The sequence below is a fragment of the Microbacterium sp. genome, from assembly GCF_047607225.1.
Lineage (GTDB): Bacteria > Actinomycetota > Actinomycetes > Actinomycetales > Microbacteriaceae > Microbacterium.
This window is the reverse complement of the sequence record NZ_JASGDO010000015.1, coordinates 160,945-175,987: the sequence shown is the minus strand read 5'-3', so window position 1 is coordinate 175,987 and position 15,043 is coordinate 160,945. Positions and strand designations below refer to the sequence as shown.

Genomic DNA, 15,043 nt, shown 5'->3' with positions numbered 1-15,043 from the left:
CCCCGTTCAGGACAGCGGGGTGTCTCCGCAGAGAAACACCGGCACCCCGAGCGCGTCGAACAGCGCCGCTTTGGCGACGAGGGCGCGATCGGCCGCCGCAGCGTCGGGCGCATAGGCGACCTGGACGTGGTTGGCGGGATGGCGACCCATCATCTGGTCGCGGGAGACCCCGTGCAGCACCGCGTGCATGATCGGCCACTGTGACGTCGTGGCTTCCCACCGCCGCTGCGTCTCTTCCTGGGGCAACTCGACCACCGTGGCACGACCGAGGTCGACCCGCACCTGCCCTGCCTCCACGTAGACGCGCGACCAGACGATCTCGCCGGGCTTCGAGATGCCCTTGATGGTGCCCCCACCGAGGGGGAAGTAGCTGGGGCGCTGGCGTTCACTGACCGCACCGGCGTAGCCGTCCACGAGGTGAGCGGGCGGAACGGCCCCCGAGATCTCGAACACCCAGACGAAGTCATCGCCGTACTGCTCTCCCCAACGGATGTCGTGCAGGGTGTTGGCGGGGTCGAAGCCGAGGCCGGTCCAGATCCGCTCGGTGAGGAGGGCATCGACGGCCACGCCCTCGTCCACCTCGTTGAAGTGCGGCAGCATGCGGCCGTCCCAGAGCACCCGCTTGCCGTCACGGCTGCGCACGGGCGGTCGATCGGGGTCGTTGAGCAGCCCTTCCGCCAGATCGCTGGCGGGAACGAGATCCTTCAGCCCCTGCTGGTACTGGATGCCGACGGCATCCAGTCCGAAGTCGTCGGCGATGCGGAGGGCGGCGACGTACATCTTGAGCTGCTGGTGGATTTGCGCGTCGGTGAGCTCAGTGGCCTCGTCGGTGCCGATGTCGAAGCGCATGCCGCGGCGATCGAGCCAGGCCCGCACCTCGTCGGCATCGGCGTCGCTCGTTGCCCGCATCTCGGCGTAGAGGGCGCTCTGCGAGAGGCGCTCCTTGAAGATCCCGAACGGGTTGAGCAGCTCGTCGTCGATGATCGCGTTGTACATGCCCATGCAGCCCTCATCGAACACGCCCACGATCGCCTTGCGATCTCGGAGCTCGTCGGCCAGGCGTCGTCCGAGCTCCCGCTCGGGCGAGTCGGGGAGAACGCCCAGGGCGCGCACGTGGCTTTCGTCGGCGACGACGACGCCGGTGCGCAACCACGTCGACAACCCGTGGAGGAACCAGGCGTCGTCGAATCGCTCGCTCCACAGGGTGGAGTACGCCACACCCGCCTTGCGGAGCCCGGCGTTGAGGCCGAGCATCCCGACCAGCCCCGGCCACTCGCCCGAGAAGTTGGCGACGGTCAGAATCGGTCCGCGGTGAAAGCGCAGCCCCGGGAGCACATGATGGCTGTACTGCCAGATCGACTCGGCGACGACGACCGGGGCGGTCGCCGGGATCGAGCGGAACACGTCCATGCCGAGGCGTTGACTGTCGAGGAAGCCGTGCCCCTTCGTCGCGTCGTATTCGTGGGCCCGCACCAGCTCCCACCCCTCCGCAGCGAACGCGGCCGAGAGCGCCGCCTCCATGGCGACCTGGGTGGGCCACCCCTCGCGGTTGGCGGATTCGCGGAGGTCTCCGCTGGCCACCAGGTAGGCGATGCGGCCCTCGGCCGCGGGGATCGAGGATGTCATGGTCTCTTGCTCCTTCGCGTTCAGTGGGTTCCGGTGGTGGTCGCCACGGGGGCGGGCGGAGCGTTCCACGCCCGCACTTCCCACGCCGTGTGCTCCCACGCCTCGTCTTCGTCGCCGGCCGCCAGCACGATCTCGCGTGACTGTCCCGGCGGCACCGACACGTTCGCGTTCCGCCCGAACACCCGGGGCCGGCTTCCGCCCGGCCCGGTGACCTCACAGAACACCGCCAGCGCCTCGCCGTCGTTGTGGATCGTCACCGGCACGGTGCGCAGCCCCGTGGCATCCACGCTCTGCTCACCCCGCTCGGCCCGCAGCCGCGTGGGCGTCAGGGCGTGGTCGAGCTCGCGGTGGTCGCGCACGAGGAGCCCCGGGGCGTCCACCCGCACGCCGGGGTCGGCGTACAGCTCCACCTCGTCGAAGGCCACGAACCGCTCGGTGTCATCGCGACCGGAGACCACGAACCGCCAGTACTCCGCACGGGTCTCGGGCACGTGGACCTCGAGCGACCAGGCGGGCCGATAGGCGGAGCGCCGCCCGAGCTGCTCCCCGAGCCCCGGGTTCGAACGCTCCTCCGACGTGCGGGGGCGGTCGCCGAGGAGTGAAGCGAGGCGGTCGGCCTCCACGATCCGCGTCCAGGACTGCGCGTCGTCCGACACCTCGACGGCCAGGCGGTCGAGCGTGCGATCACCGTGCGTGCCACTGCGGTCGCGTCCGAGCACGATCCGGGTGATGCCGGTCGAGCCCTCTGCGGGACGGAGCACGAACCACCCCTCGCGGGTGGGCGACTGCCACACCGCTCCCGAGCCGAAGCCATCACGCGCGGTGCAGTAACGGCCGTCGATGAGGCCGGCCACCGGATCGTGGTCGCGCACCTCGGCGCCCGAGACGGCGTGCACGCGCCCGCCGTTTCCGCTCCACGCGCGGTTGTCGGCGTTGGCAGGGTCGACGCCGGCGGCGGCGATCAGGTCGGCGGCCGGCTGCCGCCCGGCGGGAAGGAGTGCAGCCAGCGGCGCGCGCACCCCAGACGCCCCGAACACGTGCAGACGTTCCGCGACACGCTCGCCACCGACCAGCGTGGCCACCCGCACGAAGAGCGGGCTGCCATCCCCCGGCTGCACCAGGCTTACCGTGGCCACCTTCTCCGCCTGCTGCGGCGACAGGTCACCCGCAGCACCCGACTCGCGCGAGAGCGACCTGCCGGTGATGTCGAAGGTCTCCACCTCCCAGCCCACCTCCTGCACGGTGTCGGCGGCGTCGCTGACCACCCGAACGGCGACGGGGAACGTCGATCCCGGTGCGTGGAGGAGGTCGTCGTAGACGAGCGATGCCACCGTGGGGGCCATCGCCTGGGCGAAGAAGTCGAAGGCCATCACCGCGCGCCCGCCGTGATCGATCAGGAAGCTGCCGGCCGCGTTGGACCACGGTTCGTTGAAGTCCCACGTCGTGAATCCGCCGAGCGACCCGCCGCGAGCCCGAAGGGCGTCGACCGCATAGCGGATGCCCTCGGCGCCCAGGAACTGTCCCGCCCGCAGCAGATCGGGCAGCGATCGCGACGTACCGAACATCTCCTCGGTGAGGGGGACGGTCAGCCAGAAGTCGTCGGAGAACACGGCATTCGTGGCGTTCTTGCGCACGAGCACGGGATCGTCGGCCGCCGCCAGCGGCCATCGCGACGCCTCGGGGATATCGCGCTCCCACACGTCGAGCAGCGCCGGGGTCTGGGTGCCGAACTCGCCGTAGCGCATCAGCGGGTTCTCGCCGAGGTTGTCGGTCATCGACGTGTCGTCGTAGTGCGCGTAGAACCACGCGTGGTCGTAGTGCCACGGCGAGTGACGCGAGCCCTCCATCGGGCAGGTCGCACGAAACAGCCGCGTGTCCTCGTCCGCGATGGCCTTGCGCATCGCCTGGAGCGCCGGATGGTCGTCGCGCTGCAGCCAGTGCAGCTCGTTGCCGCCGGACCATTCGATGATCGACGGATGGTGGCGCAGCTGACGCACGATGCTGCGCACCGTCGCGTCGAGGTTCTCGAGGAAGTCCGGGTCGCTCTCCATCAGGCAGTTGCCCACGGGGAACTCGTGGAGGATGAGCAGGCCCAGCTCGTCGGCGAGGTCGTACATGGCGGGAGGCAGCGTCACCCCGCCACCGTGCACGCGCACGGCGTTCATCCCCGCCTCGACGGCGGCGCGGATGAACCAGTCGCCCGACCGCTCGTTGCGACCGAAGAGGAGATCCGGCGACACGATGTTCGAGCCCAGCGTGCGCACGCGCCGGCCGTTGATCACCAGCATGAAGGGGTTGATGAATCCGTCGTCTACCCCGTCGACCTGCTCCCAGCGCACGTCGCGCAGACCCACCCGGTGCTCGGCACGGTCGGAGACCGCCCCGTCACCGGTGACTGCCCGCGCCTCCACCCGGTAGAGCGGCTGGGCGCCGTGCCCGACGGGCCACCACCGCTCCGGTCGTGCGACCTCGAGGTGCAGCGCGGCGTGACCGTCCACAGCGTCCGTCCGGCCGGTGGCCACCGTGGCCCCGTCGGGGGCGATCACGTCGACCTCGACGCCGACCGGCGCAGACGACGTCGGCCGGTCCCCGAGATCGAGCGCGACAGACACCGTGAGCGCGGCGCGCTCGGCAGACACGTCGGCGTCCACGCGCAGATCCTCGATGCGCGCGGATCCGGTGCCGCGGTGCTCGACGTCACGCCAGATACCCAGCGCCCAGGTATTCGTGGCCCAGTCGTAGCTGCACGTGGCGGGGCTCTTGAGGTCTTTCAGGGTGCGGCGGATCTCGTTGTTCGCGAACACGAAGAAGCCCGGCGTCTCGGCCCCGGACTGTGCGCCGTCGGCGGCTTCGAGCACCGGCAGCAGCTGCTTCGGCATCGGGTCGATGTCGACGTGGAGGAGCACACTGTCGCGCCCTGCCGCAGCGTCGGTGATCTCGACCGTGAAGCGTCGGAACATGCCCGCGTGCGTCGCGACCTCCACCCCGTCGACGCTCACCCGACACGAGAAGTCGACGCCGTCGAAGGTGACGAACTGTCGCGGGGCGGAGGTGAGCGTCACGCGTCGCTCATACCGCCAGCCGGTGAGGGCAACGTCGTGCCAGCGCGGGTCGCCGAGTCCGACCGACAACGGCGCCAGGAGGCCGGCACGCTCCAGATCGTCCTGCACGTTGCCCGGCACCCGCGCTGGCACCGCCCCGTCGACGGGGAAGCGCGGGTCGCCGGTGGGGCGGAGGGTCCACTCGGATCCGTTCAGGAAGTGGCGGGAGGAAACAGACACAGCGAGGTGCTCCTGTCGATGAGGGGGAGGAGGGTGGGGAAGCGACGTGGGCGCGGTCGCCGCCGGTCATTCTTTGACGGCGCCGCCGAGGCCGGTGGTGGTGAACCACCGCTGCCCGAGCACGAACAGCACGACGCTGGGAAGCATGAGCAGTGTCGCGTCGGCCATGATGGCGCCGGTGGGGTTGTCGAGGCGCTGGATGATGTTCGACTGGAACGAGATCAGCGAGACCGCGAGCGGCTGCATCTCCTGCGCCTTGGTGATCAGGAACGGCCACAGGAAGTCGTTCCACGGCCCGACGAAGGACAGCACCACCCCGGTCACCAGGGCCGGTCGCGTCAGCGGCAGGATCACGTACCACAGCGTGCGCACGTGGCCCGCACCATCGAGCTTGGCCGCCTCGATCATCTCCACCGGAATGGTGAGGAAGAACTGCCGGTAGATGAACACCACTCCGGCATTGATCGCGAACGGCAGGATCATCCCGGCGTAGCTGTCGCCGAGCCCGTAGCTACGCGTCACGAGCACGTACAGCGGGATCAGCAGCACCTGGAACGGCACGATCTGCAGCAGCAGCACGGTGGCAAAGACCAAGCGGCTGCCGTGGAAGTGGATGAACGCGAGCGCGTAGCCGCACAGGAGAGCACCCACTTGAGTGAGGATGACCACTCCGCCCGCGAAGATCGCGGAGTTGAGCATCGATCGGCCGACGTTGGTCGACTCGAACAGCTCGGCGTAGTTGTTGAGCGTGAGCTCTCCGGGAACGAGCACCGACCAGTCCGCCGTCCAGTTCGGGCTGAACGACACGACCAGCATGTAGTAGAAGGGGAAGAGGAAGACGAGAGCGCCCAGGGCCAGTGACACGACCTGGACCACGCGGGTCAGCGTGCGGCGCCGACGAGCGCTGGTTCCGACCCGACGGCGAGGACGGGCGCGCCCGGTGACGATGAGTTCGGTGGCGGTCATCAGCTGCTCCGGAAGATTCGTCGCTGCAGGAGCGAGATCACGAGGACGAAGATCCCGATGACGATCCCGAGGGCGGACGCGTAGCCGGCGTTGCCCTGTTGGAATCCCTGCTGGTAGATCAGCAGACCGGGGGTGGTGGATGCGCCGTCGGGCCCGCCGCCCTGCGTCATCAGGTAAGGCTCGGTGAAGATGTTGACGCAGGTGATCGTGCACAACACGATCACGAGGGTCGTCACCGGCGCGACGCCCGGCAGGGCGATGTGGAAGAACCGGCGTACGGCTCCGGCACCGTCGACCTCCGCCGCCTCGAAGCGCTCGGTCGGAATCGACTGCAGGGCCCCGAGGTAGAGCAGCACGAAGAACCCGAGCTGCTTCCACGCGACGAACAGCGAGATGATCGGCATCGCCCACACCGGGCTCATGAGGAAGCCGTCCTCCGGGGCGAAGGGACCCAGCAGCGAGGTGAGGAGTCCGTCCGGCTGCAGGACGAGGATCGCCACCTGGATGAGGGCGACCGCCGCGGTGATGAACGGCAGGTAGTAGGCGGTGCGGAAGAACCCCCGCCCGCGCAGCGGCGAGTTCAGCGCGAGCGCCAGCAGGAGCCCCACCCCGATCGTGACCGGCACGGTGATCGCGATCGCCAGGAGCGCGTTGCCGAAGGACTGCAGGGTGCGGGGGTCGGTGAGGATCTTGCCGTAGTTGTCGAGGCCGATGAAGGGGAACTCGATCGAGGCTCCGGGAGCCGTGAACCGATAGGCGAAGAACGAGATGTAGACCGCCGTACCCAGGGGAACGGCGAAGATGAGGATCGCGTAGAGCATGAAGGGGGCACTGAACAGCGCCCCGGCGACATGCTCTGCGCGCGTGCGCCGAGTCGCTTGGACTCCCCGGCGCACGCGCGCAGCGATCGAACGATCGATCGTGGTCATGAAGTGGCTTTCCGGTTCACTCCGCCAGCAGTGGCTTGGCGGCCTCGTCGGCAGCCGTGAAGGCGTCGGCGACGCTCACGGACTGGTTGAACACCGCCTTGATGAAGTTGTCGCGGAACGCCTGCCAGACCGCCACGCCGTTCGGGGTCACCGGAACGTCGGTGGTGCGGTCGGCCTGCTCGGCGAAGGTCTTCACCACGGGCTGCTCCTGGAACACCGCGTTGTCGAGGTCTGCCATGCCCTTGCGGAGCGGAATCTGCCACGCGGCCTCCAGCAGCGCGACGTCGTTCTCCTCCGACATCGAGAACTTCAGGAAGTCCCAGGCACTCGCCTTGTTGTCGCAGTTGCTGAAGAGCGACACGACCTTCGCATCGGCGAACGTCCAGACGTCCGACTGCGAGGAGCCGTCCGGCAGCGGCACCGGGAACGCTCCGAGGTCGGTGACCTTCTCGGAGTTGCGCAGCGCCGAGACCGTGTAGGACCCGGTGATGAACATGGCCGCGTTGCCCTCGCCGAACGGCCAGGTGTTCGGCGGGATCTGCTTGGGGATGGAGCCGTCCTCCACGAGCCCGCGCAGCAGCTCGCCGGCCGCGACGCCCTCGGCAGAGCCGAACTTCGGGGTCCCATCGACCACGGCCTGCTGACCGCCGGTGGCAGCAATGTAGAGCGGGTACCAGTCCCACCAGTTCCAGAAGTACTCGCCGCCCGTTCCGAGGGTGAGCGCGTAGTCGGCCGCGCCGGAGTCGACGATCTTCTTCGCCGCGGCAGCGAACTCCGAGTAGTTCGTGATGCCGGGGTTGTCGGGGTCGAGCCCGGCCTTGGCGAACACGTCCTTGTTGTAGAGCACCATGTCGGGGTTGGACTTCCACGGCACGCTGTAGAACTGGTCGCCGAAGGCGTAGCCGGTCGCCCGGTCGCTTCCCGTGCGCTCGTCGATGAATGCGTCGGCATCGTCGAAGGTCTCCGACAGGTTGACGACGCCACCGGTGGCGACGAACTGCTGGATTCCGGCACCGTCCATGTTGTAGACGAGGCACGGGACGTTTCCGGCGACGATCGCGGCCTGCACGGCGGCGTTGGAGTCAGACGTCTGCGGCAGAGCCTCGCCCGTGACCTGCTCGTCGGGGTGGTCGGCGTTCCAGGCCTTCATGACCTGTTCGGCCCAGACCTTCTCTTCGGGGACGTTGGAGTACCACAGCGTGAAGTCGCCGCGGGACTGCTCGGCGCTCGGGGTGGGCTCTGCGCCACCCGAGCACGATGTGAGCGCGAGCGTCGCCACCAGGATGGCTGCTCCGCCGCTCAGGAATCTCTTGTTCATGAGGCCTCTCGTCTCTTCGTTGAGTGATGGGTGAAGGGCTGTCGCACCGGTGGGTGTCCGGCGCGGGGTCTACGTCGCCGATAGGTCGACGCGGACAGTGGTGACCGATCCGGTTCGTCGCTCTGCGGGCACGGTGACACGCAGAGTGTCGCCGTCGCCCCGGAGGTCGACCGGTACGGGTTCGTGGTCGTGGAGCAACGTCGCCGTCGCTCCACCAGCGTGCACGCCGGCGGGGAGATCGACGAGGAACGACGTCGGCACGTCGCCGTCCAAGAGATGGATGTAGTGCGTGAGGTTACCGCGCGAGGTGACGGCCAGCGACGAGGTCAGGGGTGCGGTGCCGTGGCTGTCGGCGACGACCACGCGACCGGCGCGTGTTCCGTAGACGCTCTCGCCGTGCGTGCGCAGCCACGCACCCAGCTCGCCCAGGCGGGCGCGTGCCGGCAGAGGGATCTCGCCGTCGGGGGTCGGTCCGACGTTGAGGAGGAAGTTCGCCCCCGCGCCCGCGGCGCGCAGCAGCATCGCGAGCTGCTCCTGTGCCGGGCGGTAGTGGTGGTCGTCCTTGTGGAAGCCGTAGCTGTGCGTCATCACCGTCTGGCAGGTCTCGCGCACGTCGAGGATCGGTGCCGTGCGGTTCATGCCGGCGTTCGTGTTCTCGCCGGGCACGTCGCCTTCGAACCCCTGGACGTCCTCACCGGGAAGCGGTTCCAGATGGTGGTTGTTCATCACGACGGCGTCCGGCTGCAGGCGGTGGATGGTCTCGTACAGCTCGGCGAAGTGGAAGTCGCCGCCGGGGGCGAACCAGTTGGGGAAGCGGGGAATCGGCCATTCGGCGGGCCAGTAGCCATCGAGCCAGAACGAGGCGATGTCGCCGTAGCGTGTGCACAGCTCCTCCACTTGCCCGTGGAGGAACGCGACGTAGTCGTCCCACGCCATCCCGCTCCGCTCGCGCAGCACGGCGCGATAGGCGGGATGGTGCCAGTCCAGAAGCGACACGTAGAAGCCCAAGCGCACTCCGCGGTCGCGGCACGCCTCGGCGAGCTCGGCGATGGGGTCGCGGCCGAACGGAGCGCGGGTCACCTTGTAGTCCGACAGCGACGTGTCGTACATCGAGAAGCCATCGTGGTGGCGCGAGGTGATCGTCAGGTACTTCTGTCCGGCATCGGCGGCCGTGTCGGCCCACGCGCGGGCGTCGAAGCGGGGCGCCTCGAAGCGATCGGCCAGGCGCTCGTAGTCGACGACGGACCAGCGATCGTGGAACATGGCCCACTCGTTGGCGCCGATCAAGGCGTACAGCCCCCAATGCACGAACATGCCGAACCGGTCGTTCTGGTACCGATCCAGGCCTGCCGTCGAGGCTTGCAGCGCGCTCACGTCCGTTGACTCCTTCGTCATGTCGTCTCCCACCGCGATCATCACGGCGTCTGCGTCATGCTAGACAACGTTGTCTCATGCGTCAAGCCCCGAGTGCCAAGTGGGGGGATCGCTCGCCCCTTTTGCACAGACAACGTTGTCTGTAGTCTGATCGAACCAGTGTCAGTCATCAGAGAGGATGCGTCGTCATGTCACAGTTCGGATGCCATGGATCAGTGTGGTCAGGCAGCTTCGACACCGAGAGCTTCCGCCGAGCGGTGCGCCAGACCGCCGAGGCCGGATACGACCTCATCGAGATCCCCCTTCTGGACCCGTACTCGTTCGACGCCGCGCAGGGTCGCGCGGTCATCGACGAGTACGGCATCGGCATCAACGCCTCCCTGGGCCTCGGCGACGCCACCGACATCAGTAGCGAAGACCCGGCCGCGATCGCCGCCGGCGAAAACCTGCTCAACCGCGCCGTCGACGTGCTGGCCGAACTCGGCGCCGACTGGCTGGTGGGCGTGGTCTACGGCGCGCTGAAGAAGCACATGGCGCCCGCCACCGCGCAGGGACGGCGCAACGGCATGGAGGTCATGCGCCGGGTGGCCGACCGCGCACAGTCGCACGGCATCCGCGTCGGGCTGGAGGTCGTCAACCGCTACGAGACGAACATCATGAACACGGCGAGAGAAGCGATCGCCTACGTGACCGAACTCGATCACCCCAATGCCTACATCCACCTCGACACGTACCACATGAACATCGAGGAGTCGGACATGATGAACCCGTTCCTGGATGCGGGCGACCGGCTCGGGTACGTGCACATCGGCGAGAGTCACCGCGGATACCTGGGCTCGGGATCGGTCGATTTCGACACCGCGTTCCGCGCTCTCAACCGCATCGGCTACGACGGCCCGATCGTCTTCGAGTCCTTCTCCTCGGCGGTGGTCGACCCGGTGCTCAGCAACATGCTGGGGGTGTGGCGCAATCTGTGGGACGACAACGTCGACCTCGCCCGCCACGCCAACCAGTACATGCGAGGCGCCGTCCGCGCCGTCGAGACCATCGCGATGCACTGAGCGGCCCGGCGCCCGGATCGATGTCCGCGCTCTCCTCTCCCCCCGGTGGAGCCGCGTCGATGCGAGCCGTGCAAACCGACTGGGTCGACACCTTCCTCGCCATCGCGCACCACGCCGGCATCCGCTCGGCGGCCCACGCCCTGCACCTCAGTCAGTCGCGCGTGAGTGCGCACCTCGCGGCGCTGGAGCGGGTGGTCGGGGTGCGCCTGGTCGCCCGCGGCCCGCGCGGCGCGCATCTGACTCCGGCCGGCGACGCCTTCCTCGCCCACGCCCGGCTCGCCGTGGACGAGCTCGATGCCGCAGTGGCGGCCGCGCGCGACCGAGACCGCTCGTCGGCACGGGTGGGCATCTGCCTTCCCGTGCCGCCGGCGCTGCTCGCCGCCATCGAGTGGCCGGCCGGCGTCCGTCCCTCGTTCTCGGAGATCTCCGCGGATGCCGTCGACGCGGCGCTGCAGTCCCACGCGATCGATGCGGCGCTGGAGCCGGTGATCCGGCGCCCCGGCCCCTCGGACACCCAGCAGGTGCTCTGGGAGGAGACGGTCGTGACCATCGAGTCAGCGCTCCCGTGGCCACCGGCCGACTCCGGCCCGGTGCTCGTCGTGGCATCCGAGCTGCCGCTCCTCCTCGCCGCCGACTATCCCTTCTCCGGCACACCCGAGCCCGTCGCTCACGTGGGGATCGTTCTGGCGATGGTGGCGGCAGGCCAGGCCACGGCGGTGATGTCGGAGGGGGCCGCGCCGCCGCCGTCGCCCCGCTTCACGGCATCGATCGACGACCGCGCACCGCGGCTGCGCTATGGCATCAGAGCCTCGGTCGACGGACCCGAGTGGGTGGGCGCCGTCACGTGCCGCCGCTCCCCCGTGCGAGCGATCCCCGAGCGTGTTCCGCAATCCGGATCGGGTGGTGCGGTTTTCGCCGGCGCCCCCCAGCGCGTGGCGGTCTAGTTTCGGCACGGAGAGCCGTCGACGACGACGGCTATCGGCCAACGAAGACCGAGACACAGGAGACGAACCGACATGACCAGAAGACGATGGACCATCGCCGGCGGCACAGGTGCAGCGCTGGCGGCGGTGATCGCAGCGACAGCCCTCGCCGCGCCCGCCACCGCGAGCCTTCCCACCCCGGGCGAGTTCAATGTGGTGGACGACTGCGGCGCCGTCGCCGATGGCGCCACCGACAACCTCGCGGCGCTGACCGCCTGCATCGCCGACGCGGAGGACGAAGGAAAGACGCTGTACTTCCCGCCCGGGGCGTACGCGATCGACGGCGCCCTGGAGGTGTCCAAGGGCGGCTACACGTTCTACGGCAACAACCGCGCAACGGTGAAGATCATCCAGCAGGATGCCGCCGCCGACATCTTCGACGTCGATTCCGGCACGGGCGCCGTCGTCAACCAGCTCACGCTGCGCGGCATGGAGTTGTCGTACGCGTCGACGTCGGCGACGGGCACGGCGTTGGACTGCAAGAACTGCTGGCGCGTGTACGTGCAGTCGATGGGATTCGGCGACAACGCGAACCCCGCGATCACGAAGATGGGGGCCTACGGCATCAAGGCCGACGGCGGTGGCCAGCTCAACATCCTCGACACGGTGTTCAGCTACCCGGTCGACACCGCGATCTACGTGGTCGAGATCGGCGACGTGCTCATGTCCGACCTCGAGGTCAACCTCTCCAGCAACACGACGGACATCGGCATCCACCTCGACACCAACGTCGGCGGCGCCTACCTGACGAACATCAACGTCAACGGCGGGGGCACCGGGCTGCTGACGACCAACTCGCGTAACGGCGTGCCGCCGAACTACCTGTTCCTCACGAACTTCCTCGCCGACACCCAGGCCGTCATCGGGATGGATCTGCAGTCGGCGCAGTCGGTCGTGATGACCAACGGCTGGGCGGCCAGCGCCGGACAGACCGGCATCGTGATCGGTGACGTGCTCGGCATCACGATCTCGGCGAGCCGCATCTACAACAACGGCGGTGTCGGCATCGACGTGACCGACGGCGCGCAGGACGTGAGCATTCAAGACTCGCGGATTGCCGGCAACTCCCGCCTGTTCGGCTCGGGGTCGCGCAAGCCGGCGATCGTGCTGCGAGACGGCGCCGACGGCGTGATGATCCAGAACAACCGCATCGGGCCGCTGGACTCGTTCGTTGCCTCACAGTCGTACGCGATCCACATCGAGGACGGCTACGGCGACGTGCTGATGATCACCGACAACAACCTCCTCGGCAACGTGTCCGGTGAGATCGACAACGACGCCACTGTCGGCACCCACTGGGTGGTGGCCGACAACCTCTAAACGCCCCCCTCCCCCCTGCGGCCGAGTGTCCACGACATGCCGCCCCCGGCGGCTACGCCTGCGCGCGTCGTGGACACTCGGCGGCAGGGTTGACGTTCTCCGCGCGGGTGAGGATAATTCTCGGCGGGACGCCCGTCCCACGTGAGGATTGCTACTGCACGGCAGGCGAGACCTCCATCACGATCCGTTCGTGGTGTGAGGTCTTTTTTGTTGCCCGCAGGCGAGACTTCCGCAGATCATCCAATGAAGGAGGAGCCGTGGTCACCACGGACACGGATGCGACTCTCGCGCGAACGATCGGCGATCTCGTCGGTGGAGCCGAGAACGTCGCGTCGGTACACAACTGCACGACCCGACTGCGCTTCGTCGTGCGCGACGAGGGCAAAGTCGACTTCGACCGGCTGAACGACACCCCCGGGGTGCTGCAGACGGTCCGCGCGGGCGGACAGGTGCAGGTCGTCATCGGCACGCACGTCGACCAGGTGCGTGACCGGCTGGTCGCACTGCCCGGCTGGTCCCGCCTCGACGACACCGCCGAGGCGACGGGGAAGCGCCGACCGCTGGACGTCGTGTTCGACTTCCTCGCGGCGACGTTCCAGCCTCTGATCCCCGCGATCACCGGCGCGGCCCTCGTGCAGGTGCTCGTGCTGCTGCTCACCCAGTTCGGCGTGCTCGCGGCCGACAGCCCGACCGCGGCGGTGCTCACCGCGACCGGAAACGCGGTGTTCTTCTTCCTCCCCGTGTTCGTGGGCTTCACCGCGTCGCGCAAGCTCGGCGCCAACCCGTTCGTCGGCGCCGCGATCGCCGCTGCCCTCCTCCACCCCGCCTTCACCGCGATCGGCGAGCAGGGCTCCGTGGCACAGGCGTTCGGGCTGCCGCTGTTCATGTACTCGTACGCGAGCTCGATGTTCCCGGCCCTGCTCATGGCGCTGGCGCTCGCGGGCTTCGACCGACTGCTCAAGCGAGTGCTGCCGCGCGCCCTGCAGCAGGTGTTCGTGCCGACCCTCGAGCTCCTCATCCTCGTGCCGCTGACGGCGCTGGTGTTCGGGCCGATCGGCGTCGTCGTCGGACAGGGGATCGGCGAGGGGCTCGCCTGGCTCAGCACGAACGCTCCGCTCGTCTTCTACGTCGTGGTTCCGGCGCTCTGGGTGTTCCTCGTCGCGATGGGCATCCACTGGGCGCTCATCTCCATCGCGCTCGTGGAACTCGCCGCGGGCAGCAGCGTGATCATCGGCGCGGCGTTCGGGTACCAGTACGCGATCTTCGGCGTCGCGCTCGGCATGGTCATCCGTGCCGCACGCGAGCGCAACGGGAAGCTCCGCGACACGGCCGTCGCCGCCACGATCTCCGTCGGGATCGGCGGCATCACCGAGCCCACGCTCTACGGCCTCGTGCTCCCCTTCCGTCGCGTGCTCATCATCCAGATGATCTCGGCCGCCGCATCGGGTCTCGTGCTCGGCATCTTCGGCGTCTACGGCGTCGGGTTCAGCCCTGCGCCGATCCTGGCGCTGCCGCTGCTGGTGCCGGTGGTCGGAGCCGTCATCGCCCTCGTCGTCGGACTCGTCGTCCCGATCGTGCTGCTGCAGGTGTGGGGTTACCAGAAGAAGGGCACGGCCACCGTGGAGTCCGCCGACGCTGAGGCCACGCCCGCTCCCGTCGCCGGCTCCGGTTCCGGCTTCCGCGGCCTCGTCGACGGGGCTGCCCGCACCGCCACGGTCGCGGTCGGCGCGCCCCTGGCCGGCACGGTGCTGGCGCTCGCGCAGACTCCCGACCCGATCTTCTCGGGAGGACTCATCGGACCGGGCGTCGCGATCGACCCCACGGGCGACCGCGTCGTCGCTCCCGTCGGTGGCACCGTCGTGGCCGTCCCCGCGACCGGTCACGCGATCGGCATCCGCACCGACGAGGGCGTGGAGCTCCTCATCCACGTGGGGATCGACACCGTGCGCCTCGAGGGCACGCACTTCACGACCCGGGTGGTGCAGGGGCAGCGCGTGGCAGCCGGCGATCTCCTCATGGAGTTCGACGCCGCCGCAATCTCGGCGGCCGGCTACTCCCTCGTCACCCCCGTGGTGGTCACCAACCTCGGCGGCGACCAGCGTGTCGACCTCCGCGCCGATGGGGCGGTCGCCGAGCGCGCCCCTCTGTTCACCATCCACCCGGCGGCCGACTAGCCACCCTCTGG

10 protein-coding genes are annotated in these 15,043 nt (G+C 68.8%); 4 read left to right on the top strand and 6 right to left on the bottom strand.

The annotated features are described in order from the left end of the window. Positions 1-6: 6 nt before the first annotated feature. From QM591_RS02725 to QM591_RS02700, 6 genes are all read right to left on the bottom strand, one after another. Positions 7-1,626 (bottom strand): fucose isomerase, encoded by a 1,620-nt coding sequence (locus QM591_RS02725; protein WP_415129354.1) that lies wholly within the window; start codon positions 1,624-1,626, stop codon positions 7-9. 20 nt (positions 1,627-1,646) lie between these two features. Then, complete coding sequence (locus QM591_RS02720) at positions 1,647-4,907, bottom strand: glycoside hydrolase family 2 protein (protein ID WP_415129352.1); 3,261 nt, start codon at positions 4,905-4,907, stop codon at positions 1,647-1,649. A 66-nt stretch (positions 4,908-4,973) separates the two neighbouring features. Beyond that, positions 4,974-5,873 (bottom strand): carbohydrate ABC transporter permease, encoded by a 900-nt coding sequence (locus QM591_RS02715; protein ID WP_415129350.1) that lies wholly within the window; start codon positions 5,871-5,873, stop codon positions 4,974-4,976. Next, the gene (locus tag QM591_RS02710; RefSeq protein ID WP_415129348.1) at positions 5,873-6,802 is read right to left on the bottom strand and encodes a carbohydrate ABC transporter permease; all 930 of its coding nucleotides are present in this window, start codon (positions 6,800-6,802) and stop codon (positions 5,873-5,875) included. The genes QM591_RS02715 and QM591_RS02710 overlap by 1 nt, the downstream gene beginning before the upstream one ends. Before the next feature lie 16 nt (positions 6,803-6,818). Continuing rightward, complete coding sequence (locus QM591_RS02705; RefSeq protein WP_415129346.1) at positions 6,819-8,120, bottom strand: ABC transporter substrate-binding protein; 1,302 nt, start codon at positions 8,118-8,120, stop codon at positions 6,819-6,821. Between the two features lie 69 nt (positions 8,121-8,189). Next, the gene (locus QM591_RS02700) at positions 8,190-9,494 is read right to left on the bottom strand and encodes an alpha-L-fucosidase (RefSeq protein WP_415129344.1); all 1,305 of its coding nucleotides are present in this window, start codon (positions 9,492-9,494) and stop codon (positions 8,190-8,192) included. A gap of 188 nt (positions 9,495-9,682) precedes the next feature. Here QM591_RS02700 and QM591_RS02695 point away from each other — a divergent pair, with 188 nt between their 5' ends. The 4 genes from QM591_RS02695 (at position 9,683) to QM591_RS02680 (ending at position 15,032) form a co-directional block, all read left to right on the top strand. Further along, on the top strand, positions 9,683-10,555 hold the full coding sequence (locus tag QM591_RS02695; RefSeq protein ID WP_415129342.1) for a sugar phosphate isomerase/epimerase family protein: 873 nt from the start codon (positions 9,683-9,685) through the stop codon (positions 10,553-10,555). Between the two features lie 59 nt (positions 10,556-10,614). After that, a complete protein-coding gene (locus QM591_RS02690) occupies positions 10,615-11,499 on the top strand; it encodes a LysR family transcriptional regulator (RefSeq protein ID WP_415129340.1) in 885 nt (294 codons plus the stop codon). Positions 11,500-11,571: 72 nt separating this feature from the next. After that, a complete protein-coding gene (locus QM591_RS02685; protein WP_415129338.1) occupies positions 11,572-12,858 on the top strand; it encodes a glycosyl hydrolase family 28-related protein in 1,287 nt (428 codons plus the stop codon). Between the two features lie 257 nt (positions 12,859-13,115). Continuing rightward, positions 13,116-15,032: a glucose PTS transporter subunit IIA gene (locus QM591_RS02680; RefSeq protein WP_415129336.1), complete on the top strand. Its 1,917-nt coding sequence runs from the start codon at positions 13,116-13,118 to the stop codon at positions 15,030-15,032. Positions 15,033-15,043: the final 11 nt, after the last annotated feature.

Excerpts from the sequence above, each read along its gene's own strand:
- QM591_RS02715 (WP_415129350.1), bottom strand. The coding sequence starts at position 5,873 with ATGACCGCCACCGAACTCATCGTCACCGGGCGCGCCCGTCCTCGCCGT.
- QM591_RS02725 (WP_415129354.1), bottom strand. The coding sequence starts at position 1,626 with ATGACATCCTCGATCCCCGCGGCCGAGGGCCGCATCGCCTACCTGGTG.
- QM591_RS02710 (WP_415129348.1), bottom strand. The coding sequence starts at position 6,802 with ATGACCACGATCGATCGTTCGATCGCTGCGCGCGTGCGCCGGGGAGTC.
- QM591_RS02695 (WP_415129342.1), top strand. The coding sequence starts at position 9,683 with ATGTCACAGTTCGGATGCCATGGATCAGTGTGGTCAGGCAGCTTCGAC.
- QM591_RS02690 (WP_415129340.1), top strand. The coding sequence starts at position 10,615 with ATGCGAGCCGTGCAAACCGACTGGGTCGACACCTTCCTCGCCATCGCG.
- QM591_RS02705 (WP_415129346.1), bottom strand. The coding sequence starts at position 8,120 with ATGAACAAGAGATTCCTGAGCGGCGGAGCAGCCATCCTGGTGGCGACG.
- QM591_RS02685 (WP_415129338.1), top strand. The coding sequence starts at position 11,572 with ATGACCAGAAGACGATGGACCATCGCCGGCGGCACAGGTGCAGCGCTG.